The organism is Brachybacterium ginsengisoli, from assembly GCF_002407065.1.
GTDB lineage: Bacteria > Actinomycetota > Actinomycetes > Actinomycetales > Dermabacteraceae > Brachybacterium > Brachybacterium ginsengisoli.
On sequence record NZ_CP023564.1, the window covers coordinates 3,690,030 to 3,714,944 of the forward strand.

Annotated in this window: 19 protein-coding genes; 11 read left to right on the top strand and 8 right to left on the bottom strand. The window is 72.7% G+C overall.

Annotated elements, in window-relative coordinates:
- Positions 1 to 104: 104 nt before the first annotated feature.
- Positions 105 to 1,262, top strand: coding sequence for a Gfo/Idh/MocA family protein (locus CFK41_RS16485; RefSeq protein ID WP_096800658.1), 1,158 nt, complete (start codon positions 105 to 107; stop codon positions 1,260 to 1,262).
- Positions 1,263 to 1,281: 19 nt separating this feature from the next.
- On the opposite strand, the gene CFK41_RS16490 is transcribed toward CFK41_RS16485, so the two are convergent.
- A complete protein-coding gene (locus tag CFK41_RS16490; RefSeq protein ID WP_096801148.1) occupies positions 1,282 to 2,853 on the bottom strand; it encodes an aspartate-alanine antiporter-like transporter in 1,572 nt (523 codons plus the stop codon).
- Positions 2,854 to 3,013: 160 nt separating this feature from the next.
- A complete protein-coding gene (locus CFK41_RS16495; protein WP_096800659.1) occupies positions 3,014 to 3,688 on the bottom strand; it encodes a maleylpyruvate isomerase N-terminal domain-containing protein in 675 nt (224 codons plus the stop codon).
- Positions 3,689 to 3,945: 257 nt separating this feature from the next.
- On the opposite strand from CFK41_RS16495, the gene CFK41_RS16500 reads away from it, so the two are divergent.
- Positions 3,946 to 5,034, top strand: a complete 1,089-nt coding sequence (locus CFK41_RS16500; protein ID WP_096800660.1) for a Gfo/Idh/MocA family protein — start codon at positions 3,946 to 3,948, stop codon at positions 5,032 to 5,034.
- A 27-nt stretch (positions 5,035 to 5,061) separates the two neighbouring features.
- On the opposite strand, the gene galB is transcribed toward CFK41_RS16500, so the two are convergent.
- Both galB and CFK41_RS16510 read right to left on the bottom strand, forming a co-directional pair.
- Positions 5,062 to 7,773 (bottom strand): beta-galactosidase GalB, encoded by a 2,712-nt coding sequence (gene galB, locus CFK41_RS16505; protein WP_096800661.1) that lies wholly within the window; start codon positions 7,771 to 7,773, stop codon positions 5,062 to 5,064.
- Between the two features lie 144 nt (positions 7,774 to 7,917).
- Positions 7,918 to 8,892: an FCD domain-containing protein gene (locus tag CFK41_RS16510; RefSeq protein ID WP_096800662.1), complete on the bottom strand. Its 975-nt coding sequence runs from the start codon at positions 8,890 to 8,892 to the stop codon at positions 7,918 to 7,920.
- Here CFK41_RS16510 and CFK41_RS16515 point away from each other — a divergent pair.
- From CFK41_RS16515 to CFK41_RS16525, 3 genes are all read left to right on the top strand, one after another.
- Complete coding sequence (locus tag CFK41_RS16515) at positions 8,891 to 9,679, top strand: SDR family NAD(P)-dependent oxidoreductase (RefSeq protein WP_096800663.1); 789 nt, start codon at positions 8,891 to 8,893, stop codon at positions 9,677 to 9,679. The two genes, CFK41_RS16510 and CFK41_RS16515, sit on opposite strands and share 2 nt — an antisense overlap.
- A 59-nt stretch (positions 9,680 to 9,738) precedes the next feature.
- A complete protein-coding gene (locus tag CFK41_RS16520) occupies positions 9,739 to 11,148 on the top strand; it encodes a GntP family permease (RefSeq protein WP_407641125.1) in 1,410 nt (469 codons plus the stop codon).
- Between the two features lie 382 nt (positions 11,149 to 11,530).
- Positions 11,531 to 12,013 carry a hypothetical protein gene (locus tag CFK41_RS16525; RefSeq protein WP_096800664.1) on the top strand — a complete coding sequence of 161 codons (483 nt, stop codon included), beginning with the start codon at positions 11,531 to 11,533 and terminating at the stop codon, positions 12,011 to 12,013.
- Between the two features lie 81 nt (positions 12,014 to 12,094).
- On the opposite strand, the gene mgtE is transcribed toward CFK41_RS16525, so the two are convergent.
- On the bottom strand, positions 12,095 to 13,453 hold the full coding sequence (mgtE, locus tag CFK41_RS16530) for a magnesium transporter (RefSeq protein ID WP_096800665.1): 1,359 nt from the start codon (positions 13,451 to 13,453) through the stop codon (positions 12,095 to 12,097).
- A 217-nt stretch (positions 13,454 to 13,670) separates the two neighbouring features.
- Between mgtE and CFK41_RS16535 the strand changes: the two genes are divergently transcribed.
- From CFK41_RS16535 to CFK41_RS16560, 6 genes are all read left to right on the top strand, one after another.
- Positions 13,671 to 15,191 (top strand): mannitol dehydrogenase family protein, encoded by a 1,521-nt coding sequence (locus tag CFK41_RS16535; protein WP_227873127.1) that lies wholly within the window; start codon positions 13,671 to 13,673, stop codon positions 15,189 to 15,191.
- Positions 15,188 to 16,192 (top strand): L-idonate 5-dehydrogenase, encoded by a 1,005-nt coding sequence (locus CFK41_RS16540; protein ID WP_096800666.1) that lies wholly within the window; start codon positions 15,188 to 15,190, stop codon positions 16,190 to 16,192. Before CFK41_RS16535 ends, CFK41_RS16540 begins: the two co-directional genes overlap by 4 nt.
- 74 nt (positions 16,193 to 16,266) lie before the next feature.
- Positions 16,267 to 16,920, top strand: coding sequence for a bifunctional 4-hydroxy-2-oxoglutarate aldolase/2-dehydro-3-deoxy-phosphogluconate aldolase (locus tag CFK41_RS16545; RefSeq protein ID WP_096800667.1), 654 nt, complete (start codon positions 16,267 to 16,269; stop codon positions 16,918 to 16,920).
- Positions 16,917 to 17,882 carry a sugar kinase gene (locus tag CFK41_RS16550; protein ID WP_096800668.1) on the top strand — a complete coding sequence of 322 codons (966 nt, stop codon included), beginning with the start codon at positions 16,917 to 16,919 and terminating at the stop codon, positions 17,880 to 17,882. The genes CFK41_RS16545 and CFK41_RS16550 overlap by 4 nt, the downstream gene beginning before the upstream one ends.
- A 194-nt stretch (positions 17,883 to 18,076) precedes the next feature.
- Entirely contained in the window at positions 18,077 to 18,514 is a 438-nt protein-coding gene (locus tag CFK41_RS16555) for a MarR family winged helix-turn-helix transcriptional regulator (RefSeq protein ID WP_096800669.1), read from the top strand.
- Positions 18,515 to 18,615: 101 nt separating this feature from the next.
- Complete coding sequence (locus tag CFK41_RS16560; protein WP_096800670.1) at positions 18,616 to 19,923, top strand: MFS transporter; 1,308 nt, start codon at positions 18,616 to 18,618, stop codon at positions 19,921 to 19,923.
- A gap of 10 nt (positions 19,924 to 19,933) precedes the next feature.
- On the opposite strand, the gene CFK41_RS16565 is transcribed toward CFK41_RS16560, so the two are convergent.
- From CFK41_RS16565 to CFK41_RS16575, 3 genes are all read right to left on the bottom strand, one after another.
- A complete protein-coding gene (locus CFK41_RS16565) occupies positions 19,934 to 21,682 on the bottom strand; it encodes a gamma-glutamyltransferase family protein (protein WP_096800671.1) in 1,749 nt (582 codons plus the stop codon).
- Between the two features lie 279 nt (positions 21,683 to 21,961).
- A complete protein-coding gene (gene manD, locus CFK41_RS16570; RefSeq protein ID WP_096800672.1) occupies positions 21,962 to 23,200 on the bottom strand; it encodes a D-mannonate dehydratase ManD in 1,239 nt (412 codons plus the stop codon).
- Positions 23,201 to 23,299: 99 nt separating this feature from the next.
- A complete protein-coding gene (locus tag CFK41_RS16575; protein WP_096800673.1) occupies positions 23,300 to 24,712 on the bottom strand; it encodes an MFS transporter in 1,413 nt (470 codons plus the stop codon).
- Positions 24,713 to 24,915: the final 203 nt, after the last annotated feature.

A 24,915-nucleotide genomic window follows, 5' to 3' on the forward strand; every position in this document is an offset into this window, starting at 1 on the left:
CCCGTCGGCCGGGGCCGTCGACCGATCGGATCGACGGCCCCGGCCGACGGGCACCGCACGTCCCCGCACCGCTTCCCGCACCCCAGGCTCAGGAGCCACCCCTCATGCTCTCCGTCGGCATCATCGGCACCGGCAACATCTCCCGCGCACATGTGAACGCCTACCTCGGCTTCCCGGAGGAGGTGAGGATCGTGGCGCTGGCCGACACCGCCGCGGGCAAGGCCGAGGCGGCGCGCGCCGAGCACGGCCTGGACGAGGCGCGGGCGTACGACGACCCGGCGGCGATGCTCGCCGACGAGCAGCTCGACCTGGTCTCGATCGCGACGCCGCCGAGCACCCACTGCCCGCTCACCGTGGCGGCCCTCGAGGCCGGCGTGAACGTGATCGTCGAGAAGCCGATGGCGCCCTCCCTCGAGGAGTGCGACCGGATGCTCGAGGCGCAGGAGCGCTCCGGGAAGCTGCTCTCGGTGGTGGCCCAGAACCGCTTCCGCGATGACATGGCGCGTCTGAAGGCCGTGCTGGACAGCGAGCGGATCGGCCGCGTGACCCATGCCCGGATCGCCTCGGAGTGGTGGCGCGGGCTGTCCTACTACGACCTGTGGTGGCGCGGCACCTGGGAGTCCGAGGGCGGCGGTCCCACCCTGAACCACGCGATCCACCACCTCGACCTCACCCTGTGGCTGCTGGGCAGGCCGCAGGCGGTCGCGGCGATGATGACCAATGCCGCGCACCACAACGCCGAGGTCGAGGACCTCTCGGTCGCGATCCTGCAGTACGAGCGGGGGCTGGCCGAGCTGACCAGCTCGGTGGTCCACCACGGCGAGCAGCAGCAGATCGTGATCCAGGGCGAGCACGCCCGGATCTCGCAGCCCTGGGAGGTGGCCGCCGAGACCGCGCGGCCCAACGGCTTCCCCGCCGAGGGCGGGAACGCGGAGCTCGCCGCCGAGCTCGAGGCCCTCGCCGCGGATCATCAGCCGCTGGCCCGCACCGGTCATGCCGGGCAGCTCGGTGATGTGATCGCCGCGCTCGCCGAGGGGCGCCCTCCGCTCATCGACGGCGAGGCCGGCAAGCGGGCGATCGAGCTGGTCACGGCGATCTATGCGGCCGCGATCGAGCGCCGCACCATCGACCTTCCGATCGCTCCTGAGGACCCCTGGTACCGCAGCGGCACGCTCGTGGAGCGGGCACCGCACTTCTTCGAGAAGACCGCCTCGGTCTCCTCGCAGGACGGCGACATCGACCTGGGCCCGTCCTCCCGCTGACCCGGATCGGGCGGCCCGGTCAGAGGTTCCAGAGCACGGGGACCAGCAGGATCTTCACGACGATCGAGAAGGCGAAGAGCGTCGCGTAGGCGGCCTCGATGCGGTCGTCGGCCCGTCGGGCACCGGCCGCCTCGAGCACCGCCGGCTGGCCGAGGAACCCGGCGACCGCGCCCGCGGCGCGCGGGGCGGAGAGGTCCAGCACCCAGCGCCCGGCGATCACCAGTGCCAGGCAGCTCAGCGCCGAGACGGCCGCGGCGAGCACCGCCGCACGCCAGGCCGTGGGCGAGGCGAGCATCGCGGCGACCTCGGGCCCGGCGGTGAGGCCGAGACCGGCGAGGAACAGCAGCAGCCCCAGCTGGCGCAAGGTGCGGTTCGCGCTGCCCGGCAGCGCCCACACCACCGGGCCCGTGCGACGCAGGGCCCCCAGCACCATGCCCACCAGGAGCGGGCCGGCGGCCGGTCCCAGCGCGAAGCTGCCGCCGCCGGGCATCGGCAGGGTCACCAGGCCGAGGGCAACGCCGAGCACCAGGCCGAGGCCCAGGGAGAGCACGTCGAGCTCGCCGGCCTTGCGGTCCGAGTCGCCGAGGAAGGTGTGGACGGCGTCGAGGCGGCGGCGGTCCACCACCACCGCGATCCGGTCCCCGGGCTCCAGCACGAGGTCGTCCCGGGCGAGGAGCTCGAGGTCGCCGCGCCGCACCCGGGTGACCACCGCGCCGAAGCGCACCGGCAGGTTCAGCTCGGCGATCGAGCGGGAGGCGAGGTCCGGGTTGGAGACGGTGAGGCGGGTGAACTCCACCAGGGAGCGGTCATGGGCGACGTGCCGGTCGCTGGTCTCGCCGAGCTCCGCGGTCACCTCCTCGACCTGGTCGGGCATGCCGACGGCGACCACCTCGTCCCCGGCCAGGAGGTCCTCGCCCGGCACGATCACCCGCACCGTCCCCTCCCGGCGCAGGTAGGAGAAGCGCACGCGCTGCTCGTGCCACTGGGGCACATCGCGCAGGTTCACGTCCTTCGCCACGCGCACCGTGCGGGAGGACAAGCTGGTGCCCGCCAGGGCCGGGGTGTCCTTCCGGCCCGGCCAGGCGCGGGTGACGATGCTGGAGACCAGCACGATGCCCACGATCACGCCGATGGGATACCCGAAGGAGTAGCCGACCGACGGTCCGGCGGTCCCGGTCAGACGGGCGGCGGCGTCGAGGGCCGGGGCGGCGGTGAGGGCACCGGTGAACAGGCCCAGGGACAGATCCCGTTCCAGACCCAGCGCCCCGCCGAGCAGCAGGGTGAGGGCAGCGGCGATGACCGTGCCGAGGGTGGCCGCCGCCAGCAGCGGCAGCTGACGGTTCAGGGTGCCGAAGAACGTGGCCCCGGCGGAGATCCCGACGGTGTAGACGAACAGCGCCAGTCCCAGGGTCTGCACGATCTCCATCCCGGCGCCGAGGTGCGGGGCGAGCGCGGAGAGGAGGAGCCCGGTGAACAGGGCCCCCGCGGCGCCCAGTCGGATCCTGCCGAAGGGGATCGCCCCGAGCAGCGCGCCGGAGGCGACGACCAGGAAGAGCGTGAGGAGCGGGCTCCCCTCGAGCGCATCGATCACGGTGGCCTTTCCCGTGCCCGCGGCGGGCACCGGGTCCGGACGCGGTGTGCGCGAGCACCGCAGTGTGGAGTCCAACCACGATAGACCCGGCCCGGCGCTCGGACCTCACCGAGTTGCGCCAGGTCACGACCTCGTCCTGGCACGGCAGGACACGATGGGCTCAGCCGAGGGAGAGCGGCAGCATCTGTGCGCGCGGGCCGAGGGCGTCGAGCTCCGTCCGCTGCTGGGCCGACGGCTCCTGGCGGCCGGTCGCGATCCGCAGGGCGTCGGCGTCGGTCCAGGTCGCCGGCAGCCGGAGCCGGATCCGACGTTCGAGCATGTCCCGCGTCTCGGCCAGGCCCTCGCCGGGCGGGCCGGGCGGGGCGCCCGCGGGATCGAGGTGGGCGATCAGGTCCAGGTGGTGGAGCGTCCACTCGAGCACGTAGGCGCCCAGGTAGTCGCGCACCGTGAGGGTCATGCCCTGGGTGGAGACCGGCAGGTCCGGATGGGCGAGCAGGGCGGCGCGGCCGGCGGCGCCGCCGACGTCCCCGAGGTGGTCCCGCAGCAGCGAGGGCTCCTCGTAGGCGGCCGCGAGGCGCACGGTGAGCGCGTCCAGCGGATCGGTGCCGTCCGGAGCGGTGGGGCTCGGGGTCCAGTAGCTCAGCGCATCGGCGGTGGGCGCCGTCTCCGCCGGGGTGGCGAGGGTGATGAGCACGTCCTGCGCGTCGATGACGAGGTGGCCGAGCAGATCCCGCACCAGCCATCCCCGGCAGCCGGAGGGCCGGGCGAGGGCGCGGTCCGGCAGACCGGTCGCCGCGGTGAGCAGCGCGGTCCAGCTGAGGGAGAAGAGGTCCACGCAGCGAACGGTAGCAAGCACCGTCGGCGCACGTCGGACCAGGGTCGCGAGGCATCCGGACCCTGGCAACACCCGGCACACCCCTGCCGTCGGCCCCGTGGTGCAGGACACTTCTGGGCAGTGCGCCGAGGGGGACCGCTCCAGTCCGCGACGGCGCGGTCGTGACCCGTGGCAGCCACACCGCCCCTCCCCCGCAGCGCCTCTGCCGCAGCAGACCTGTTCATCGGATCTCCTGATCACCCGTCGAAAGGACCCCCATGGCCGTCTCCGAAGGAGCCAACTACGCACCGGACTCGATGCCGAAGCCGGTCGTCGAGCCCGGCGAGTTCGTGTTCGCCGCGATGCACCTCGACCACGGCCACATCGGAGGCATGACCCAGGGCCTCCTGGACGCCGGCGCGACCCTGAAGTGGGTCTACGACCCCCAGCCCGAGCGCGCCGCCGCGTTCAAGGAGCAGTTCCCGCAGGTCACCGTCGCCTCCAGCGAGGAGGAGGTGCTCGCCGATCCCGAGGTGCACCTCGTCGCCGCGGCGGCGATCCCCGTGGACCGCGCCCCGCTGGGCATCCGCGTGATGGAGGCCGGCAAGGACTACTTCACCGACAAGACCCCGCTGACCACCCACGAGCAGCTCGCCGAGGCGAAGGCCGCCGTGGAGCGCACCGGCAGGAAGTACGCCGTGTACTACTCCGAGCGGATCCACGTCGAGGCCGCGGTGCTCGCCGGCCAGCTCATCGACCGCGGCGCGATCGGGAAGGTGCTGCAGGTCCAGGGCATGGGCCCGCACCGCATCGGCGATCCCGCCACCCGCCCCGACTGGTTCTTCGAGCGCGCCCGCTACGGCGGCATCCTCACCGACATCGGCAGCCACAACTTCGAGCAGATGCTCGCCTTCACCGGCTCCGACGACGCCGAGCTGCTCTCCTCCTCGATCGGCAACTTCGGCAACCCCGAGCACCCCGAGCTGGACGACTACGGCGACGCCCACATCGCGCTCTCCTCCGGCGCGACCGGGTTCGTGCGCGTGGACTGGTTCACCCCGAAGGGCCTGGGCACCTGGGGCGACGGCCGCACCTTCATCCTCGGCACCGAGGGGTACATCGAGCTGCGCAAGTACATCGACGTCACCACCGACAACGGCGGCGGCCAGGTCATCCTCGTCGACGGCGAGGGCGAGCACCGGATCAAGGCCTCCGGCCAGGTGGGCCACCCCTTCTTCGGCGAGCTGATCCTCGACGTGCTCAACCGCACCGAGAACGCCATGACCCAGGCGCATGCCTTCAAGGCCGTGGAGCTGGCGCTGGACGCGCAGAAGCACGCCCGGGAGCTCACCGGCCGCACGGCCTGAGCCCGCACGGGCTCAGAACCGACAGGCTCAGCGCTCCCCAGCCCCCGTCCCCGCGGTCCTGCCGCCGGGGCGGGGGCTCCGTGCGAGCTGGACGAGCACCTCGTCGCCCTGCAGGCCCTCGGCGCTCGCGCTCACGCGGAGCGTGCCGTCGGCCCCGCGCTCGGCGGCGACGACGGCGAGCGCCCTGCCGCTGAACGCCCGACGCTCCGGCGAGGGGAACGCGGTCATGTCGGTGGGGTCGCCGTTGTCGGTGGCGAGGATCCGGCCCGGGCCCTCGACGGCGAAGCGCAGCAGGTCGGTGGCAGTGGGCACCTCGACCCCGTCGGCGTCGAGCACACGGGCGGAGACGTGGACGAGGTCGCGCCCGTCGGCCGTGATCGCGCTGCGGTCGGCGGTGAGCTCGAGGTGGGCGGGGGCACCGGCGGTGCGGACCACGTCCTCGGCCCACGGCGCACCGTCCCGATAGACCTGCACCCGCACCTCGCCCGGCGTGTAGACGGTCTCGTCCCAGCGCAGGCGGAACTGCCCGGGCTGCTTCCGGCGGCGGCCCTGGGAGACGCCGTCCACGAACAGCTCGGCCTCGTCGCCCGAGGTGAACACGTGCACGGGCGTCACCTCGCCCTCCCGGCCCGGCCAGGTCCAGTGCGGCAGCAGGTGCGCGGTGGGCACCTCCGGCCGCCACTGCGAGCGGTACAGCCAGAAACGATCCTTGGGGAAGCCGGCGAGGTCCACGATGCCGGTGTACGAGCTGCGGGCCGAGTAGTACGGGGTGGGCTCGCCCAGGTAGTCGAAGCCGGTCCAGACGAACTCCCCGGCCACGTAGGGGTGGCTCTCGAGGGAGGCGAAGACCTTCTCCGCCGTGGACCCGAAGTCCACGGCGTGGAGCTCGTAGGCGCTGACGGTGCAGCTCGCGTCGTCGGCTCCGCGGCCGTCCCGGGCCGGGCCGCTCTGCTCCTCCGCCACGGGGAAGAGGTAGGTGCCGCGGGTGGACAGCGCCGAGGCGGTCTCAGTGCCGAGCATCGGCGTGCGGGGGAACGCCTCCCGGAAGAGCGGGTACTGGGGTGGGGTGCGGATCCGGTCGGTGCCCTCGAAGATCGGCTCCTGCCGGATCCCCTCGCCCTGGTAGTTGATGCCGATGACGTCCACCTCGGCCGGCAGCGGCATGTGCGGCTTGGCGTAGTTCATCGCGGTCGTGGTCAGGCGGCTCGGGTCCTCCTGATGCGCGATCTCCACCAGGCGCCGGGCGACCAGCGCGCCCTCCTCCTCCGTGTACTGCTCGCCGACCTCGTTGCCGATCCCCCACAGGATCACCGAGGGGTGGTGGCGGTCGCGGCGGATCATCGCCCGCAGGTCCGCCTCGTGCCAGTCCTCGAAGATCAGATGGAAGTCGAGGTCGGTCTTGCGGGCGTACCAGGAGTCGAACACCTCGTCGAGCACCAGGATCCCCATCCGGTCGGTGAGGTCCAGCAGCTCGGGAGCGGGCGGGTTGTGCGCCGTGCGCAGCGCGTTCGCGCCCATCTCCTGCAGGATCTCGAGCTGCCGCTCGGCCGCGCGCTCGTGGAAGGCCGCACCCAGGGACCCGAGGTCGTGGTGGTTGTTCACGCCCTGGATCCGGATCCGCTCGCCGTTGACGAGCAGTCCCTCGTCGGCGTCGAACTCGATCCGGCGCACGCCGAAGGGGGTGCGGACCTGGTCCACCACCTCGCCGCCCTGCCGCACCGTGGTGACGGCGAGGTGGCGGTGGGGCCGCTGGGTGGGCGGCGGTCCCCACAGCGCAGGCCGCTGGATGCTGGCCGATCCGGAGAGGGTGGCCTCGGCGCCGGGGCCGACGTCGGCGGTGCCCGGTCCCGTGGTCGCGACGAGGGTGCCCGCCGGCGATCCGGTGCCGGGCATGCCGCTCCCGTCGGGGATCGTGTGGATCTCGGTCTCGACCTGCACGGCGACCGGCTGCGAGCCGGCGTTCACGAGCCTCACCTCGACGTCGACGTCGGCGGAGTCCTCGCTGACCTCGTGGGTGGTGATCGTCGTGCCCCAGTGGCCGACGGCGACCGGGGCGGTGCGCACCAGGTGGACGTCGCGGAAGAGCCCTCCGCCGGGGTACCAGCGGGCCGAGCGCGGCGGGTTGTCCAGCCGGATCGCCAGCAGGTTCCGCTCGCCCGGCCGCACGTGGGGCGTGAGGTCCAGGCGCCAGCTGGTGTAGCCGTAGGGCCAGCCGCCCACCAGGGTGCCGTTGAGCCACACCGAGGCGTAGGACATCGCCCCGTCGATCTCCAGGTGGATCGATCGGCCCGTGTCCTCGGCGAGGATCTCCAGGTCACGGCGGTACCAGCCCACTCCCCAGCTCTCCAGGCGCCCCATGCCGCCGTGCGGGCCCTCCACCAGGAAGGGGCCGGCGATCGCCCAGTCATGGGGCACGGTGACCTGCTGCCAGTCGGCGTCGTCGGTGCCGGGGTCGGCAGCTCGGGGCCGGACGGGCGGTGCACCCTCCGGCCGCTCGGCGCGGGCCGACGGGTCATGGACGAAGGGGGACGCGGTGGGCAGGATCCACGGCCGCAGACCGGTGTCCGCCGCGTCGTGGCGCACCTGCTCGGGGCGGGCGTCGGCGTCCTTGCCGTCCTCGGCGGCGCCGAGCTCCGGCCAGGGGATGTAGTCCAGGGCGTGATCCACCTGGTCGGGGGCGATCCGCTGGAAGCGCCACCCGCTCTCGAGGCGCTGTCTGCTGCGGGGCGGGGGCGTCATGTGATCTCTCCGGCGAGTCGAGGACGTCGGTGCCGCCCGCGATCGGACGATCGATCTCGAAGTCTATCGGGAAGGGTTCTCGACACACGGTCGGTCCGGGTGGTGATCAGGACCCCGGCGTCCCCGCCCCGGCGCGCACGCCCGTCAGCGGTCGAGGGAGAGTCGTGACCTCGCCTCGACACCTCGGATGTGCTCCTCCACGGCGTGACGCGCACGCGCCGGGTCGCCGGTGGCGAGAGCACGGCGCACCGCGTCGTGCTCGGCGAGGGACACCTCGACGTCATCGACCCCCTCGGGCCCGAACAGACGGAAGCGCTGCACGTGGACGGGCAGCGAGTCCAGCGCGGAGCGGAGGAACCTGTTCTCGCACGCCTCACCGATGAGCGTGTGGAACTCGGCGCTCAGCTCCAGGTACTCGCGATAGTCCTCATAGGTCGGCCCGACGCTCACGCGTCGGGAGCGGTCGAGGTTCTCCCGTAGGGCGTCGTCGAGCCCCTCCGCGCCTGCGGCCTGGGCGGCGATCTCCGATTCGAGGAGCAGACGCGCGTGCATGAGGTCGACGACCTCCTCGCCGGAGAGGAGGGGCGCGACCGTGTAGCCGCGCATCGGCGAACGGAGAACGAGGTGGGATCCGGCAAGTCGCCCGAGGGATTCTCTGATCGGGGTCTGGCTCACCCCGAGCCGTGCCGCCAGGGCCTGGACGCGAAGCGGTGCCCCGGGGGCGAGGGAACCGTCCATGATCATCTCCAGGAGCCGATCGTGGACCGCATCGGTCAGCGGAACCCGCACCACCGTCTCATCCGTCATGGCCTGCCTCGCCTCCCGATCCCGTTGGTCGCCTGCGCTTCCGCCCGAGCTGCCGTCACCCGCGAGCAGCTTCTCCGTCGTCAGGGAGAGTACTGCGCTGGACGCGAGCCCGCCCTCGAGCACCTGGACGAGCCGTGTCGGGTCCACCCCCGCCCGTTCGGCCAGGGCGATGGCCTCGCCGATGGCGCTCAGCGTGCCGGGCGTGCTGTTCGCCCCTCCGCGTCGCGCGGTGCAGGACGACCATCGATCCCGATTGTATATTGTGTAGCATCTGGGATCACATGACGTCCCACTGCAAGGAGGCAGTCGCATGGCGCTGACGCCCTATCCGGCATCCGAATTCCCCACCACCCCGACCGCGATCGTCACCGGGGCCGCGTCACCGCGCGGCATCGGTCGCGCGACCGCTCATCGACTCGCCGAGGACGGCTGGGCCGTCGCGGTGGTCGATCTCGACCAGGCGGCCAGCGAGGGCGTCGCGGCGGAGGTCGCCGAGCGGCACGGCGTCCCCGCCCTCGGCCTCGGGGTCGACATCAGCGACGAGAGCGCGGTGGGGGACGCCGTCTCCCGCATCGAGGCCGAGCTCCCGCAGATCGTCGGGCTCGTCAACAATGCCGGGGTCTCGTCGCCCGTCCCGTTCCTCGAGGTCACGTCGGAGGAGTGGAAGCGTGTCATCGACGTCAACGTCAACGGCACCTTCCACGTGACGCGCGCTGTCGCTCCGATCATGGTGAAGCACTCCCTCGGCCGCATCGTGAACATCGCGAGCGCCTCTGCTCAGCGGGGCGGCGGGGTGTACGGGCGTGCGGCGTACTCCGGCTCCAAGGCCGCGCTCATGGGGATCGCCAAGACCCTCGCGCGGGAGCTCGGGCCCTACGGGATCACGGCCAACACCGTCTCGCCGGGGTCGATCGACACCGACATCATGGGCGGCCGCCTGACCGATGAGCGCAAGGAGTTCCTCCTCAAGGAGCTCCCCGTGGGCCGCGTCGGCACCGTCGACGACGTCGCCGGCGTCATCAACTTCCTCCTCGGCCGGGAGGGCGGCTACCTCACGGGCGTCACCTACGACGTCAACGGCGGCTCGCACATCGCCTGACCGACCCCGGACCCCACCTGGGCGGTCGCTGCTGATCTGCCCGACAGAAAGGAACCACGATGGAGTGGATGGAAGAGACCGGCTGGGAGAGCTGGCTCGGCACGGGCGGCCTCATCGGCGTCGCGGTCGTCGCCGTCCTCCTTCTGCTGCTGCTGGTGATGCGCTTCAAGGTGCATGCCTTCCTGGCGCTCATCATCGTCAGCCTCCTCACCGCGCTCGCAGCCGGCATCCCCGTCGGCAACGTCGTGGACACGCTCGTCGCCGGCTTCGGGAGCACCCTCGGGAACGTCGCGCTCCTGGTGGCGATCGGAGCGATGCTCGGCGCGCTCGTGGAGACGTCAGGGGGCGCTCGTGCCCTCGCCGAGAAGATGATCGGCATCTTCGGCGAGCGGCGTGCCCCCTTCGCCCTCGGCATCGCCTCGCTGTTCATCGGCTTCCCCATCTTCATGGATGCGGGATTCGTGCTGATGATCCCGATCGTCTACGCCGTCGCCCGGCGACTCGGGATGAACCTGCTCGCCATCGGACTCCCGGTGGCGGCCGCCCTGTCCACGATGCACGTGTTCCTGCCGCCGCATCCCGGACCCGTCGCGGCGACGGAGTTCGTCGAGGCGAATCTCGGGTACGTGCTGCTGCTCGGCCTCCTCGTCGTGTTCCCGGTCTGGTTCCTCTCCGGCCACCTGTGGGGGAAGGTCGTCGCCCGCCGCTTCGTCGTGGATGTGCCGGATGCGGTCTTCGGCACGATGACCGGCGAGGAGGAGGAGATCGAGAATCCCCCTGGGGCGGGGACCGTGGTGTTCCTGCTGCTCCTCCCGCTCTTCCTGATCCTCCTCAACACGGGCCTGGACGGCCTCGGCAGCGCCGGCGTGGTGGATGCCGGGGCGAGCTGGGTCGAGGCCCTGCGGATGCTCGGCCAGACCCCGGTCGCGCTGCTGATCGCCGTCATCGCCACGACGGTCCTGCTCGGGTTCCGCCGCGGCAGGAGCGGGACGGCGATCGAGCGGACGCTCGAGAACGCCCTCGGCCCGGTCTGCTCGGTCATCCTCATCACCGGCGCAGGAGGAATGTTCGGCGGCGTGCTGCGGGCCACCGGGATCGGTGACGCGATCGCCGACTCCCTCGCAGCGGTCGGCATTCCGCTGATCCTGGCGGCCTACCTCATCGCCGCGGCGATCCGCATCGCCCAGGGGTCGGCGACCGTCGCGCTCACCACCGCCGCCGCGCTGGTCGCTCCGGGTGTGCTCGCGAGCGATCTGAACGAGCTGCAGGTGGCTTGCGTCGTGCTCGCCCTGGCCGCAGGCTCCGTGCTGGCCGGGCACGTCAACGACTCGGGGTTCTGGCTCGTCTCCAGGCTCCTCCGCATCGATGTGAAGACCACCCTCCGCACCTGGACGGTGCAGCAGACCATCGAGTCCGTCGCCGGATTCGCGCTGGTCCTGGTCATCTACGGGGTCGTCTCCCTCGTCTGACCTGCTGCACACAGGAAGAGGCGTCCCCGCGAGATGCACGGAGGCGCACCTGCTGCTGCGCGCGCTGATGCATCGGGGCTTCGCCGAAAAGGCCGCCTCGGACCAGACCTGCCGTCTGGGGTCGCGATCCCGCAGTAGTCCCAGGAGCTGGTGCACCTGGGCACGCTGGACGGGCCGCACATGCTCCACCTGGGCACGGTCGAGCCCGAGCGCCCTGCGGGGTTCGTCGTCGCGCCATCGGGAACGGCGTCACATCGTGTTGGCGGTGCCGTCTGCTGACGTCCACTCCGTCGACACCTCTCGTCGACCCTCCCCTGCGTACGTTGGTCGCAGGCCGCGTGAGCACACGGCTCCGCGCACCTGAGACGACGAGGGGTACATCATGGGGTTCTGGGGCGATCTCCCCACCTGGCTGACGACGCTCGCGATAGTGGTCGCGGCATCGCAGTTCCTTCTGGAGCGCGGCAGGCGGAAGGAGGAGCAGGAGCGAGACACGCGGGAGCAGGCACGCCAGCTCACCGTCTGGACAGTCACCGATCCCGACCCGACATCGCGCTCCTACGGGGTGATCCTGTCGAATACCTCGGGATCGACCTTTCATGACGTCGACATCCAGGTGCGGCTCCACGGGAAAGAGGCCTCCCCGCTGACCTTGAAGATCCTCCCACCAGGGGTCTTCTACGTCGAGCACGCACCCCAGGAGAGCTATTCCTGGCGATTCCCTGTCGACCCGCTTCACTGCGACCATCACGAGCTACGCCCCTACATGAAGAGCGACAAGTACCAGGTCGTCGGCCTCTCCTTCACCGACAACGCCGACGTGCGCTGGCACTCGGACGACCGGGCCCGACTGGAGCGTGCCTGAGAATCGCTCGAGCGGTCCCGCCGAACGGATCCACGGCGCGGCTCTCCACGGATCCGGGCGTGCGGGAGTCCTCCGCCCCGCCTACAGCCCCAGCACGGCCGTCGCGATCGTGAAGTAGATGATCAGGCCGGTGGCGTCGCAGAACGTCGAGATGAAGGGGTTGGAGAAGACGGCCGGGTCCGCGCCCACCTTCTTCGCGATCAGCGGCATCAGACCGCCCACGATCGCGGCCATCGTGCAGATGGACAGCAGGGTCAGGCCCATCACGGTGCCGATGGCGAGGCCGTAGACGAGCCCCGAGACGAGCAGGCCGAGGGAGCCCAGCACCGCGCCGAGCACCGCGCCGATGCGCAGCTCGCGCCACACCACCCGCGGCAGGTCCCGCAGCCGCACCTCGCCCACGGCGAGCGCGCGGGTCACGGTGGTCGCGGCCTGGTTGCCGGTGTTCCCGCCGGTGCCGGTCAGCAGCGGGATGAACAGCGCCAGGATCACCACCTGGTCGAGCCGGTCCTCGAAGATCTCCAGCACGTGCACGGTGAGGATCGCAGAGATCGCGAGCACCAGCAGCCACACGATGCGGCTGCGCACCACGCGCAGGATCGGGGTGGAGAGGTAGGCGCGGTCCAGGGGCTCGGTGCCGCTGGTGCGGGCGCTGTCCTCATGGTTCTCGCGGTCCAGGATGGCCACGGCGTCGTCGACGGTGAGGATGCCGACCAGGCGCTGCTCTCCGTCCACGATCGGCATGGCCAGCAGCTCGGCGGCGAAGAAGCGGCGCGCGGCGTCCTCGCGGTCGTCGGTGGCCTCGGCGGCGACGGCCGCATGGGCGAGGTCGCCCACGAGGGCCTCCTCCTCGGCGAGCAGCAGGCGGCGCAGCCCCACCACGCCGAGCAGCACGCGGGAGGGGTCCACCACCGGGAGCAGGTAGATCGTCTCGGCCTGCTCCGCGTGGGTGCGCACGTGGGCGAGGGCCTCGCGCACGCTCATGCCCGGGGTCAGCGGGAGCACCTCCGGGGACATGTACCGGCCGATGGCGTGGCGCGGATAGCCGAGCACGGCCGTGGTCATGGCGCGTTCGTCGAGGTCGAGGCCGTGCATGAGACGCTCGGCGACGGAGGCGGGGAGCTCGTCGAGCAGGGAGGCGCGGTCGTCGGGGTCGAGGTCGCCGATGATGTCCGCGACCTGCTGGGTGCGCAGCCCGGAGATCAGCTCGGCCTGGTGGGTGGCCGGCAGCGCCTCGAAGACGGCGAGCGCGGCATCCTTGTCCAGGACGCGGAACAGGATCGCGGATTCCGTCGCCGGCCGGGTCTCGACGAGGTAGACCAGCTCTCCCGGAGGGAGGGTCTTCGCCTCGAGGGCGAGCTGCTCGAGCTGCTCCTCGCTCTGCGGCGCGCTGCGGAGCAGGGCCAGGACGGTCTCTGTGGTCGCGCTGCTCGTGGTCACCGCTCCATTGTCCACGGTGGCCCGTGACCGGCCGGGGCGAGCCGCCGGGTCTGCACGCCAGAGGGTGAGAGCCTGGGATCCTCGCGCCGTCGGCCTGTAGACTGTTGCGAGTCCCGAAATCGTAGTTTTGCATGATGAAACGTGCGGTGCTCTGCCGGTCCGGCTCCCTGCTTGCCGGCCCGCTCGGCGCGACGTCGTGAACACCTGGAGGTCCTCCGTGCCGGATGCCGACATCTCGCCCGCCCTGAGCCGCTCGCGCCTCGGGGGCCTGCCGCTGCTCGGGGCCTCCGCCCCGCAGGATCCGGCCCGCGCGGGCATCATCCACCTGGGACTGGGCGCCTTCCACCGCGCCCACGCGGCGGTCCACACAGCCCGGGCGCTGGCCGCCGAGGAGGGCGACTGGGGCATCATCGGCTTCGCGAACCGCTCCCGTTCCGTGGTCGACGCGATGTCCCGCCAGGACGGCCTGTACAGCGTGCTCGAGCTCTCCGAGTCCGGCACCCGCGCGGACGTCGTGGACGTGCACCGCGGCGTCGGCGTGATGACGGAGGATCCCGGCGCCGTGGTCCGCGAGATCGCCGACGCGCACCGCCGCATCCTCACCCTCACCGTCTCCGAGGGCGGCTACTACGTCTCCCCGCGCAGCGGTCACCTGGACGTGGACTCCCCGCTGCTGCGCTCCGACCTCGCCGACCCGTCGGCGCCGCGCACCGTCATCGGGCTGCTCGGGGCGGGCCTCACCGCCCGCGCCGCCGCCGGTGGCGAGCCGTTCACGGTGCTGCCCTGCGACAACGTCGCCTCCGCCGGGCAGACCGCCCGGCGCATGGTCACCGAGTTCCTCGAGCACTCCGGCGCCTCGGCGGACGTCCTGGAGTACGTGCGCACCGGCGTCTCCTTCCCCGACGCGATGGTGGACCGGATCGTGCCGGCCACCTCCCCGGGCACCACCGAGCAGGTCGCCGGGCTGCTCGGCGTGCGCGACGACGCCCCGGTGCGCACCGAGCAGTTCTCCATGTGGGTCATCGAGGACGACTTCCCCGCGGGCCGGCCCGCCTGGGAGCGCGGCGGCGCGATCCTCTCCGACGAGGTCGAGAAGTACGAGCAGGTCAAGCTGCGGATCCTCAACGGCCCGCACTCGCTGATCGCCTACCTCGGCGCGCTCGACGGGCGCACCACGATCCCGGAGTCCTTCGCCGAGGACTGGGTCGCCGAGGCGACCCTCGCGCTGATCCACGACGAGAACCTGCCCACGATCGAGCTGCCCTCGGGCTTCGACGTCGGCGGCTACATCGAGGACCTCACCCACCGCTGGCGCAACCACGACCTCGGCCACCGGACCCGCCAGGTGGGCTCCGACGGGTCGATGCGCCTGCCGCAGCGCATCCCGGTGCCCGCGCTCGCGCACCTGCGCGCCGGGCGGATGCCGGCGCTGCTGGCCCTCACCGTCGCCGCCTGGTTCGCCTGCGTGGTCCCGCCCCGGGGCTTCGAGCCGGGCGAGCAGGCACGGGCGATGACCGATCCGGACCAGTCGCGGCTCCAGGAGATCGCCGCGGGCACCGCGACCCCGGCCGAGCACGCCCGGGCGCTGCTCGAGAGCGGCTGCCTCTCCGCGGAGCTCGCGGAGGAGTCCGGCTTCGTCGACCTCGTCGGCGCCCTGCTGACCACCCTCGTCACCTCGGGTCCGCGCGCCGCCGCCGCCGAGGCCCTCACCCTCTCGCTCAAGGAGAACCGTTCATGAAGCAGCTCGCGATCCACGCCGCCGAGGACATCCGCTGGGAGGACGCCGCCGAGGTGGAGCCCGGCCCCGACCAGGTGCGCCTGCGCGTCCGCTACGTGGGCATCTGCGGCTCGGACCTGCACTACTACTTCCACGGCGCCAACGGGGCCTTCGTGATCACCGAGCCCCTGACCCCGGGGCACGAGCTCTCCGCCGTGGTGGACCTCGACCCCAGCGGCGAGTACGCCCCGGGCACGCCGGTCACCGTGCACCCCGCCCGCTACGGCACCAGCCGCCCCGGCATCGAGGACCGCCCGCACCTGTGGCCCGGCGGCGACTACCTGGGCAGCGCGAGCGTCACCCCGCACAAGCAGGGCGCCGCCGCCGAGCACCTGGTGGTCGAGCGCTCGACCCTGCGCCGCCTGCCGGAGTCGCTGCCGCTGGAGCGCGGGGCCCTCGCCGAGCCGTTCGCGGTCGCGCTGCACGCGGTGACCATCGCCGGCGACGTGACCGGGAAGACGTGCCTGGTCCTGGGCGCGGGGCCGATCGGGCTGCTCGCCGTCGCAGCGCTGCTGCACCGCGGCGCCGCCTCGGTGGACGTCACCGATGTGCGACCCGAGCCGCTCGAGCGCGCCGCCGCCCTCGGCGCGGAGCGCACGATCCTGGTCACCGAGGACTCCCCCGAGACCAGCGCCTACGACGTGGTGCTCGAGTGCTCCGCGGCGCCGGTCTCCCTCTCCTCCGGGGTGCAGGCCGTGCGGCCCGCCGGGATCATCGTGCAGGTGGCGATCCTCCCCGATGCGGAGATCCCCGTGAACCTCGCCGCCCTGGTCGCCAAGGAGGTCCAGCTGCGGGGCACCCAGCGCTTCGACACCGAGATCGACGAGGCGATCGAGCTGCTCGCCGAGGACGCCCGCTTCGACGCCGTCATCACCCAGACGATCCCCGCGGCCGAGGCCGTGACCGCCTTCGACACCGCCCGCGACGCCTCCCGCTCCGCGAAGGTGCTGCTGGAGCTCTGAGCACCCGCGCCGCACCGCCGGCGCGCACCGTCCGCTCCGCCCCGCTCATCCCGCCCCTCCCGAGGAGATCCGCCATGACCGCCATCGACCGCCCGTCCCTCCCCGAGCGCACCGCCGCCTCGCGCCTCGTCGTCGTGATCCGCGGTGAGCGGGCCGAGCAGTACGCGCCCGTGCTCGAGACCCTCGCCGGGGCCGGCATCCGCTCCGTGGAGCTGACCCTGTCCACCCCCGGCACGCTCGACGAGCTGCCGGCCCTGCTCGAGGGCTTCGGGGACCGGATGGACATCGGCATCGGCACGGTCACAGATCCAGCCGATCTCGTCACCGCCGCGGAGCGCGGCGCGCACTACATCGTCACCCCCATCACCCGCGCGGACATCCTCGAGGCCGCTGCGACGGCGGGCATCCCGCTGGTGCCGGGCGGTCTGACGCCGAGCGAGCTGCACGCGGGCTGGGCGGCCGGCGCGGCGGCGGTCAAGGTGTTCCCCGCCTCCGTGGTGGGCCCCGGCTACGTCAAGGACCTGCGCGGACCGTTCCCCGGCATCAAGGTGATCCCCTCGGGCGGCGTGGACCTCGAGGCCGCCGGCGCCTGGCTGCGCGCCGGCGCCGAGGCCGTCTCCGTGGGCGGGCCGCTGCTGGGCGACGCGCTGACGGGCGGCAACCTCGACGCGCTGGCCGATCGGGCCGCGCAGTTCGTGGGCGTCACCACGCGGGAGGCCGGGGCATGACCTTCGCGGCACGGGTCGTCACGCTCGGCGAGACCATGGCGCTGCTGCGCAGCGGGTCGATCGGCTCGCTCGCGCATCTGGCCTCGGTGGACGTCGCCGTGGGCGGCGCCGAGTCGAACCTCGCGATCGGCCTGTCCCGACTGGGGGTGCCGACCGCCTGGATCAGCCGGGTGGGCGAGGATCCGCTGGGGCTGCGGGTGGTGCGCGAGATCCGCGCCGAGGGCGTCGAGGTGCACTGCGCGGCCGATCCCTCCCGGCCGACGGGACTGATGGTGAAGTCCCGACCCACCGCGACGAGCACCCGGGTGGACTACTACCGGGCCGGCTCGGCGGCCTCCGCCCTGTCCGAGGAGGACCTCCCCGAAGGCCTGATCGAGCAGGCGGAGGTCCTGCACCTCAGCGGGATCACCTCGCTGCTGTCGGAGAGCGCGCAGTCGGCGGCGCTGACCGCGGTGCGCCGCGCGGCGGCGGCCGGGGTGACGGTGTGCCTGGACGTGAACCACCGCTCGCGGCTCGGCTCCCGGCAGCTGCTGGCCGAGCGGCTCGGTGAGCTGCTGGAGCAGGTGGACCTCCTCGTCGGCGGCCCGGAGGAGCTGGCCGCCCTCGCTCCGGGTGTGCCCGAGGAGGACCATCGCGGCCTGCTCGAGGCGCTCGCGCAGGAGGGTCGCCAGGTGGTGCTCAAGCTCGGCGCCGACGGGGCGATCGCCTTGGCGGACGGCGTGGTCCACGAGGCCGCCGCCCACCAGATCGAGGCGGTCGACACCGTGGGCGCGGGCGATGCCTTCGTGGCGGGCTATCTCAGCGCCCAGCTGGAGGGCCTCGACGTCGACGCCCGCCTGGCCAGGGCGAACGCGTGCGGTGCGCTCGTGTGCACGAGCCCCGGCGACTGGGAGGGCGCGCCGCGCCGGGACGAGCTGGAGGCGCTGCTCGCGGGCGGTGCGAAGGACCCCGTGCACCGCTGACCCGCCGACGGACCGACGGGCGGTCGCACGCCGTCGCCGATCGGCCGACGGACAGCCACCTCACGGGGCTGACGGGGGATCCCTGGCGGTCGCTGTGCGCCGTCGTGCGCCGTCGGGCCCCACCGTGCGCTCCACAACACATTCGCTGTGCTCCCTTGTTTTGATTCGCATTGCGAACTACTCTGGCTCGCGTGATGACCACTCCCCCTGCCTCCCCCGAGCTGCCCCAGCACCTCGCGCTGGTGTGCAGCCAGTTCACCCGCCTCGCCGCCCGGCGCTCCGAGGTGGGCGTGGGGACCGTGTCCTGGCGGGTGGTCGCCACGATCGACCGGCACGGCCCGCTGCGGCTGAGCGAGATCGCCGAGCGGGAGCGGGTCTCCCGCCCCACCGCGACCGCGGTCATCAAGCGACTCGAGGAGGAGGGGCTCGTGCAGCGAGCCCCCGACCCGTCGGACTCCCGCTCCTCGCTGATCTCCATCACCGACAGCGGCTCCACGCAGCTGGCCGCCTGGCGCGCGCAGCTCGCCGAGGGCGTGGGCGGGCTGCTCGCCCCGCTCCCCGCCGAGGACATCGAGACCCTCGAGCGCGCCTCCGTGATCCTCTCCCGCCTGGTCGACGACCACGGCGGCTGAGCCGCTCCCCTCTCCCCCGCGCCCCAGCACCGCCTGATCTCCAGCACCTCCCCGCGCCCTGCGCCGGACCGTGCGCCCGCCCCGTCCCGAAGGATCCCCGCATGACCTCATCGGTCCGCGACACCGCCACGTCACCCTCCCCGGCAGCCTCCGCCTCCTCCGTCCCCACCCTGCGCCAGGCCTTCCAGCAGCCCCGCGCCGTCTGGGCGATCGCCTTCGCCGCGACCGTGTCCTTCATGGGCATCGGCCTGGTGGACCCGATCCTCCCCGCGATCAGCACCCAGCTGGACGCCTCGCCCTCGCAGGCGATGCTGCTGTTCACCAGCTACCTCTTCGTCACCGCGATCGCCATGTTCTTCACCAGCTGGTTCGCCTCGAAGGTGGGCGTCAAGCGCACGCTCCTCATCGGGCTCGCGCTGGTGGTGCTCTTCGCGGCGCTCGCCTCCACGGCCGGCTCTGTCGGCGAGATCATCGGGCTGCGCGCCGGATGGGGCCTCGGCAACGCACTGTTCATCTCCACCGCGCTCGCGGCCATCGTGGGCGCCACCGCCGGCCCCAGCGGCGGCGCGATCATCCTCTACGAGACCGCGCTCGGGATCGGCCTGGCCGTGGGCCCGCTGCTCGGCGGCCTGCTGGGCACCATCTCCTGGCGCGCACCCTTCGCCGGCACCGCGGTGCTGATGGGCATCGGCTTCCTCGCCATCATGCTGCTCCTGCAGAAGGAGGCGACGCCGGCGCGCGTCTCCCCGCTGGCCGCGCTGCGTGCGCTGTCGAACCCGGCGCTGCGCACCCTCGCGCTCACCGCGATCTTCTACAACTTCGGCTTCTTCGTGCTGCTGGCCTACTCGCCCTTCCCGCTCGAGGCCGCCGCCGCGGCCCGCGGCACCGAGTTCGGGGCCCTGGGCCTCGGCGGGGTGTTCTTCGGCTGGGGCCTGGCGCTCGCGATCACCTCGGTGTTCCTCGCCCCGGTGCTCACGCGCCGGATCGGCCTGATCCCCACCCTGCTGACCACCCTCGGCCTGCTCACCGTGCTGATGCTGGGTCTGGGCCTGTTCCACTCCTCGATGGCCGGGATGATCACGCTCATCATCGTGGGCGGCCTGCTGCTGGGCGTCATGAACACCGCCCTCACCGAGACCGTCATGGAGGCCACCGACCTGCCGCGCGGCGTGGCCAGCTCCGCCTACTCGGGCGTGCGCTTCCTGGGCGGCGCCGTCGCCCCGGCCGTGGCCGGACCGCTCGCGGCCGCCACCACCAGCGGGGCGCCGTACCTGCTGGGCGCCGGCACGCTCGCGCTGGCGATGGTCATGCTGATCATCGGCCGACGCCACCTCGGGGCCGTCGGCACCCACCACGACCTCACCGAGGTCGAGGAGGCCGAGGCGATCACCGCCGGCGACGAGGCCTGAGCCCCGCCCGTCAGCGCCCGGCGGCGTAGCCCTGGGCGCCGCGGGAGTTCGCGGCCGCGCGCAGGACTCCGGTGCCCGGATCCCGCGCCACGCAGGAGAGCCGGCCCAGCGCCCAGTCGCCGGCTCGCACCACCTCGTGGCCGCGCGCCTCGAGCCCCGCGATCACCTCCTCGCCGAGCCGGTCCTCGACCACGGCGCGGCCCGGCGACCAGGTGCGGGGCCAGAAGGAGCCCGGCATCGAGAGGGTGTGCAGCGACGGGGCGTCGATCGCCTCCTGGAGCGTCAGCCCGCCCACCAGCACCCGCAGCAGGAACATCAGCTGCCACTGGTCCTGCTGGTCACCGCCCGGGGACCCGCAGGCCATGACCGGCTCGCCATCCCGCAGCACGAGAGTCGGGGTGAGGGTGGTGCGGGGGCGCTCCCCGGGGCGCAGCGCCGTGGGCAGCGACTCGTCCAGCCACGTCATCTGCAGCCGGGTGCCCAGGCAGAACCCGATCCCGGGGACGGCGGGCGAGGACTGCAGCCAGCCACCCGAGGGCGTGGCGCTGATGATGTTGCCCCAGCGGTCCACGACGTCGAGGTGGCAGGTGTCCCCTCGCGCCTCGCCCGTCGGGCGGACCGTCGGCTCGCCGGAGCCGCCGTGATCGACCGCTCCGCCCGTGCGCCGCGCGTGCTCGTCCTCGGTGAGCAGGGGCGGCAGCGGTGCGGGACCGTCCCCGAGCACGCTCGGGCGGAACTCGTGGCAGGCGGCGTCTCCGATCAGGGTCCGGCGCTCGGCGAGGTGCTCTGGGCAGAGCAGTCGGCCGAGGTCCAGGCCCCGGTCGCCGAAGTGGGCGTCGCGGTCCGCGAGGGCGAGCTTGAGCGCCTCGAGGATCCGGTGCGCGCCCGCCTCCGTGGACGGGTCGAGCTCGTGGTCCTCGAACCCCTCGAGGAGGCCGAGCGCACCGAGCAGGGCAGGGCCCTGGCCCCAGGCGCCGGTCTTGGCGATGGTCCAGCCGCGGAAGTCCCCCGTCACCGCGGGCTCGAAGCGGGCGACGGCCCCCGCGAGATCGGCGGCGGTGAGCACCCCGGCGTGGTCCGCGCCGTCGGAGTGGCGGTGCGGGGTGCGCACGAACTCGGCGATCGCCCGGGCGACAGGGCCGGTGCGCCAGCGCTCCCGGGCGGCGGCGATCCGCGCCCGACGGTCCCCGGTGCCCTCCCCCGCCTCGATCAGATCGCGCAGCACGGCGGCGTACTCGGGGTTGTAGATGATCTGCCCGGGCTCGGGCGGGGCGCCGTCCGGCATCCACAGCGCGGCGGAGCTCGGCCAGTGCTCGGCGAAGGTCTGCGCGACGGCCGCGATCTGGGCGCTCACGCGCTCGAGCACGGGGTGACCGTCCTCGGCGTATCCGATCGCGGCGTCGAGGACGTCCGCGAGCTCCCAGGTGCCCTTCTCCTCCAGCAGCAGGAGCCATGCGTCCACGGCGAGAGGCACCGCGGCGGCGAGGGCTCCGGTCCCCGGGACGGCGTCGAGGCCCTCGGCGCGGTAATGCTCGATCGTCGCGCCCGACGGGGCGGGGCCCTGGCCCATGACCACCACCGGCTCCGGGTCCTCGGCGGTCGCGAGGATCGCCGTCATGTCCCCGCCGGGTCCGTTGAGGTGCGGCTCGACCACGTGGAGCACGAAGGCGCCCGCGGTCGCGGCATCGAAGGCGTTGCCCCCGCGCTCGAGCACGCTCTGCATGCAGGCGGTCGCGATCCAGTGCGTCGAGGCGGTCATCCCTAAGGTGCCCTCGAGGGTGGGTCGGGTGGTCGGCCCGGAAGGGACGACGAACGGGGTGGTGGGGCCTGCCGGGGTGGTGGGGTCAGCGCTCACCAGGGGTCTCCTCGGGGGTGCGGGGTCCGCTCCGTCGCGGGCTGCGACGGCGGACGCTCACATCGTGCCCCCTGGGAGCGGGTGCTGTCGCCCGCCTCGCCCGGCCGGACCGGAATGAACCGGAACGGCCGGGCCGGGCCGGCGGGTGGGACGTCGAGCGTCGGGCCGCCGCCCCGCACGACCTCACCAGTCGTGCACGGATCCGTCCCGCAGACGGTTCACGGGCAGGTACGCGGGCACGTACTCGTGCGCGGCCGCGGCCTCGCGGTCCAGGTCGACGCCCAGACCCGGGGTCTCGCCCGGATGCAGCAGGCCGTCCTCGAAGCGGTAGCTGGTGCGGAACACGGACAGCGTGGTCTCGGAGTGCGGCATGTACTCCTGGATCCCGAAGTTGTGGATCGCGAGGCCCAGGTGGAGGTTCGCGGCCATGCCCACCGGGGAGACGTCCGTGGGTCCGTGGAAGCCGGAGCGGATCCCGTAGACGGCGGCGAAGGCCATGATCTGGCGCAGGCCCGTGATGCCGCCGGCGTGCGTCGAGGAGGAGCGGACGTAGTCGATGAGGCGCTCGGTGATCAGCGTCTGGTAGTCGTGCACCGAGTTGAAGACCTCGCCGATGGCCAGCGGCGTCACCGAGTGCTGGCGCACCAGGCGCAGCACCGACTGGTCCTCGCCCGGGGTGCAGTCCTCGAGCCAGAACGGATCGTAGGGCTCGATGTCCTTCGCCAGGCGCGCCGCCTCGATCGGGCTCATGCGGTGGTGGCCGTCGTGCAGCAGGCGCAGCTCGGGGCCGAACTCCTCGCGCACGCCGGCGAACACCGTGGGGAGATGGCGGAGGTAGGCGCGGGTGTCCCAGGTCTCCTCCGTCGGCCGCAGGGGCGCTCCGGCGGCGGTGCGTCCGGCGGGCTCGTACTCGTACTTCCCGCCCGGCGCGGAGTCGTGCACGCCGTAGATCTGGTCCAGCCCCGGCACGCCGGCCTGGATGCGCACGGCCTGGAAGCCCTGCTCGACATAGCCGTGGATCGCCTCGTTGAGGCGCTCGATGGTGGTGCCGGAGGCGTGGGCGTAGCTCAGCAGGCCCGTGCGGGAGGCGCCGCCCAGCAGCTTGTACAGCGGCACCCCGGCCTTCTTCGCGGCGATGTCCCACAGCGCCATGTCGATCGCGGCGACCGCAGCCATGGTCACGGGGCCGCGGCGCCAGTACGGGCTGCGGTAGAGGTACTGCCAGATCGACTCGATCTGGGACTCGTCGCGGCCCAGCAGCGTGGGGGCCACATGGTCGCGCAGGTAGGACGCCACGGCGAGCTCGCGGCCGTTGAGGGTCGCGTCGCCGAGGCCCACCACGCCGTCGCTCGTGGTCACGACGGCGGTGACGAAGTTGCGGCCGGGGCTGGTGACGTCGACGTCGATGCGTTCGATGGCCAAGGGGATCTCCTCCGGGAGTGGGGTGCAGGTGGTGCGGGGGCCGACGGGCGCCGTCGGCGCGGCGGGCGCGCCTCCATGATGCGCGCCCGCGGCGGGGACTCACATGGCGGGGTTCGGATCGGTGAGGTCGCGCCCGGCGACCTCCTTCATCCACACGGCGGCGAACAGGGCGCAGCCGCTGAAGAACATGATGATCACGGCGACCGGGATCCAGGAGCCGGTCGCGGCCACGATCGCGGCGGCGATGACAGGAGTGGCGCCGGTGGCGACGATCGCGGCGATCTCGCGGACCACGCCGGTGGCCTGGTAGCGGTTCCGGGCGCCGAAGATCTCCGGCAGGGTGAGGTTCTCCATCGAGGCCAGGGACATCACGCCGATGTTGTGCAGGACCACGTAGCCGACGATGACCTGCCAGGTCACGCCCGAGACGATCAGCAGCATGCAGGGGATGACGACGACGATCCCGATCGCGCTCATGATCGTGTACATCCGCTTGCGCCCGAACCTGTCGCCCAGCAGACCGATGCCGGGCACGGTCGCGAAGGCGACGATCGAGGAGATGATGACGACCTCGGTGGAGAGCTGCTTGTCCAGCAGCAGGAACACCGTCATGAAGGAGATCAGGTAGGTCTGGATCATGCCGGAGTTGCCGGCCTGGCCGAAGCGCAGCAGGAACGCGACGGCCACGGACTTCACGGTGAGCGGGCGGGCGCTGCGGAACTCGGCGGCCTCGGCGGGGGCCTCGCCCTCCTGGACCTGCGCGGCGTCGACCGCCTCGCCGTCGACCACGTCGTCCCGCGCCTCGAAGACGGGGCTCTCCTTGAGGTTCAGGCGCACCCACACGGCGAAGACCATGACCGCGGCGCTGGCGATGAACGGGATGCGCCAGGCCCAGTCCAGCAGCTGCTGCTCGGTGACGACCACGAGCAGCACGGCCCAGATCGCCGAGGCGAAGAGGGTGCCGCAGTTGGTGCCGAGCGCCACGAGGGACGCGACCAGGCCGCGCCGCTTCACCGGGGCGTACTCGGCGAGCATGACGCCCGCACCGGAGATCTCCGCGCCCGCGCCGAAGCCCTGCAGCAGGCGCAGCAGCACCAGCAGGGCCGGGGCCAGCAGGCCCACGGTCTCGTAGGTGGGGAGCACGCCGATCAGGGTGGTCGCGAGGCCCATCAGCACGATCGTGTAGAAGAGGACCTTCTTGCGTCCGATCCGGTCGCCCATGCGGCCGAAGTACCAGGCGCCCACCGGCCGCGCGACGTAGCCGACGCCGTAGGTCGCCATCGCGCCGATGACCGCCATGCCGGGATCATCGGCAGCGAAGAACAGCTGGCTGAACACGAGGGCCGCGGCGAGCGAGTAGAGCTGGAAGTCCATGAACTCCAGCGCGGTGCCGAGCCAGCCGGAGACGGCGGCGCGCACCAGGTCGCCCACGGAGCGCGTGGGCTGCGGGGAGGCGGCCTCGCCGGGTGCGGGGTTCTCGGGCGGGGCGGCACCGGTGGTCGACGGGGTCATCGTGCTCCTTCGCGCGGATCGGGCCGGCCGTGGCCGGGGCGGCTCCGTGGCCACCCGTCGCCCTTGACGTTTCGCTAGTCGAAACGCTAGTTTCATATGACGCGATGACTATAGACCCCGCGAGGGGATCGCGACAACGACGTCCCACCGCGCGCCCCGCGCCGGTTCCGCCCGTGTGGCCCCCACCGGTCCACCGCCGCCCC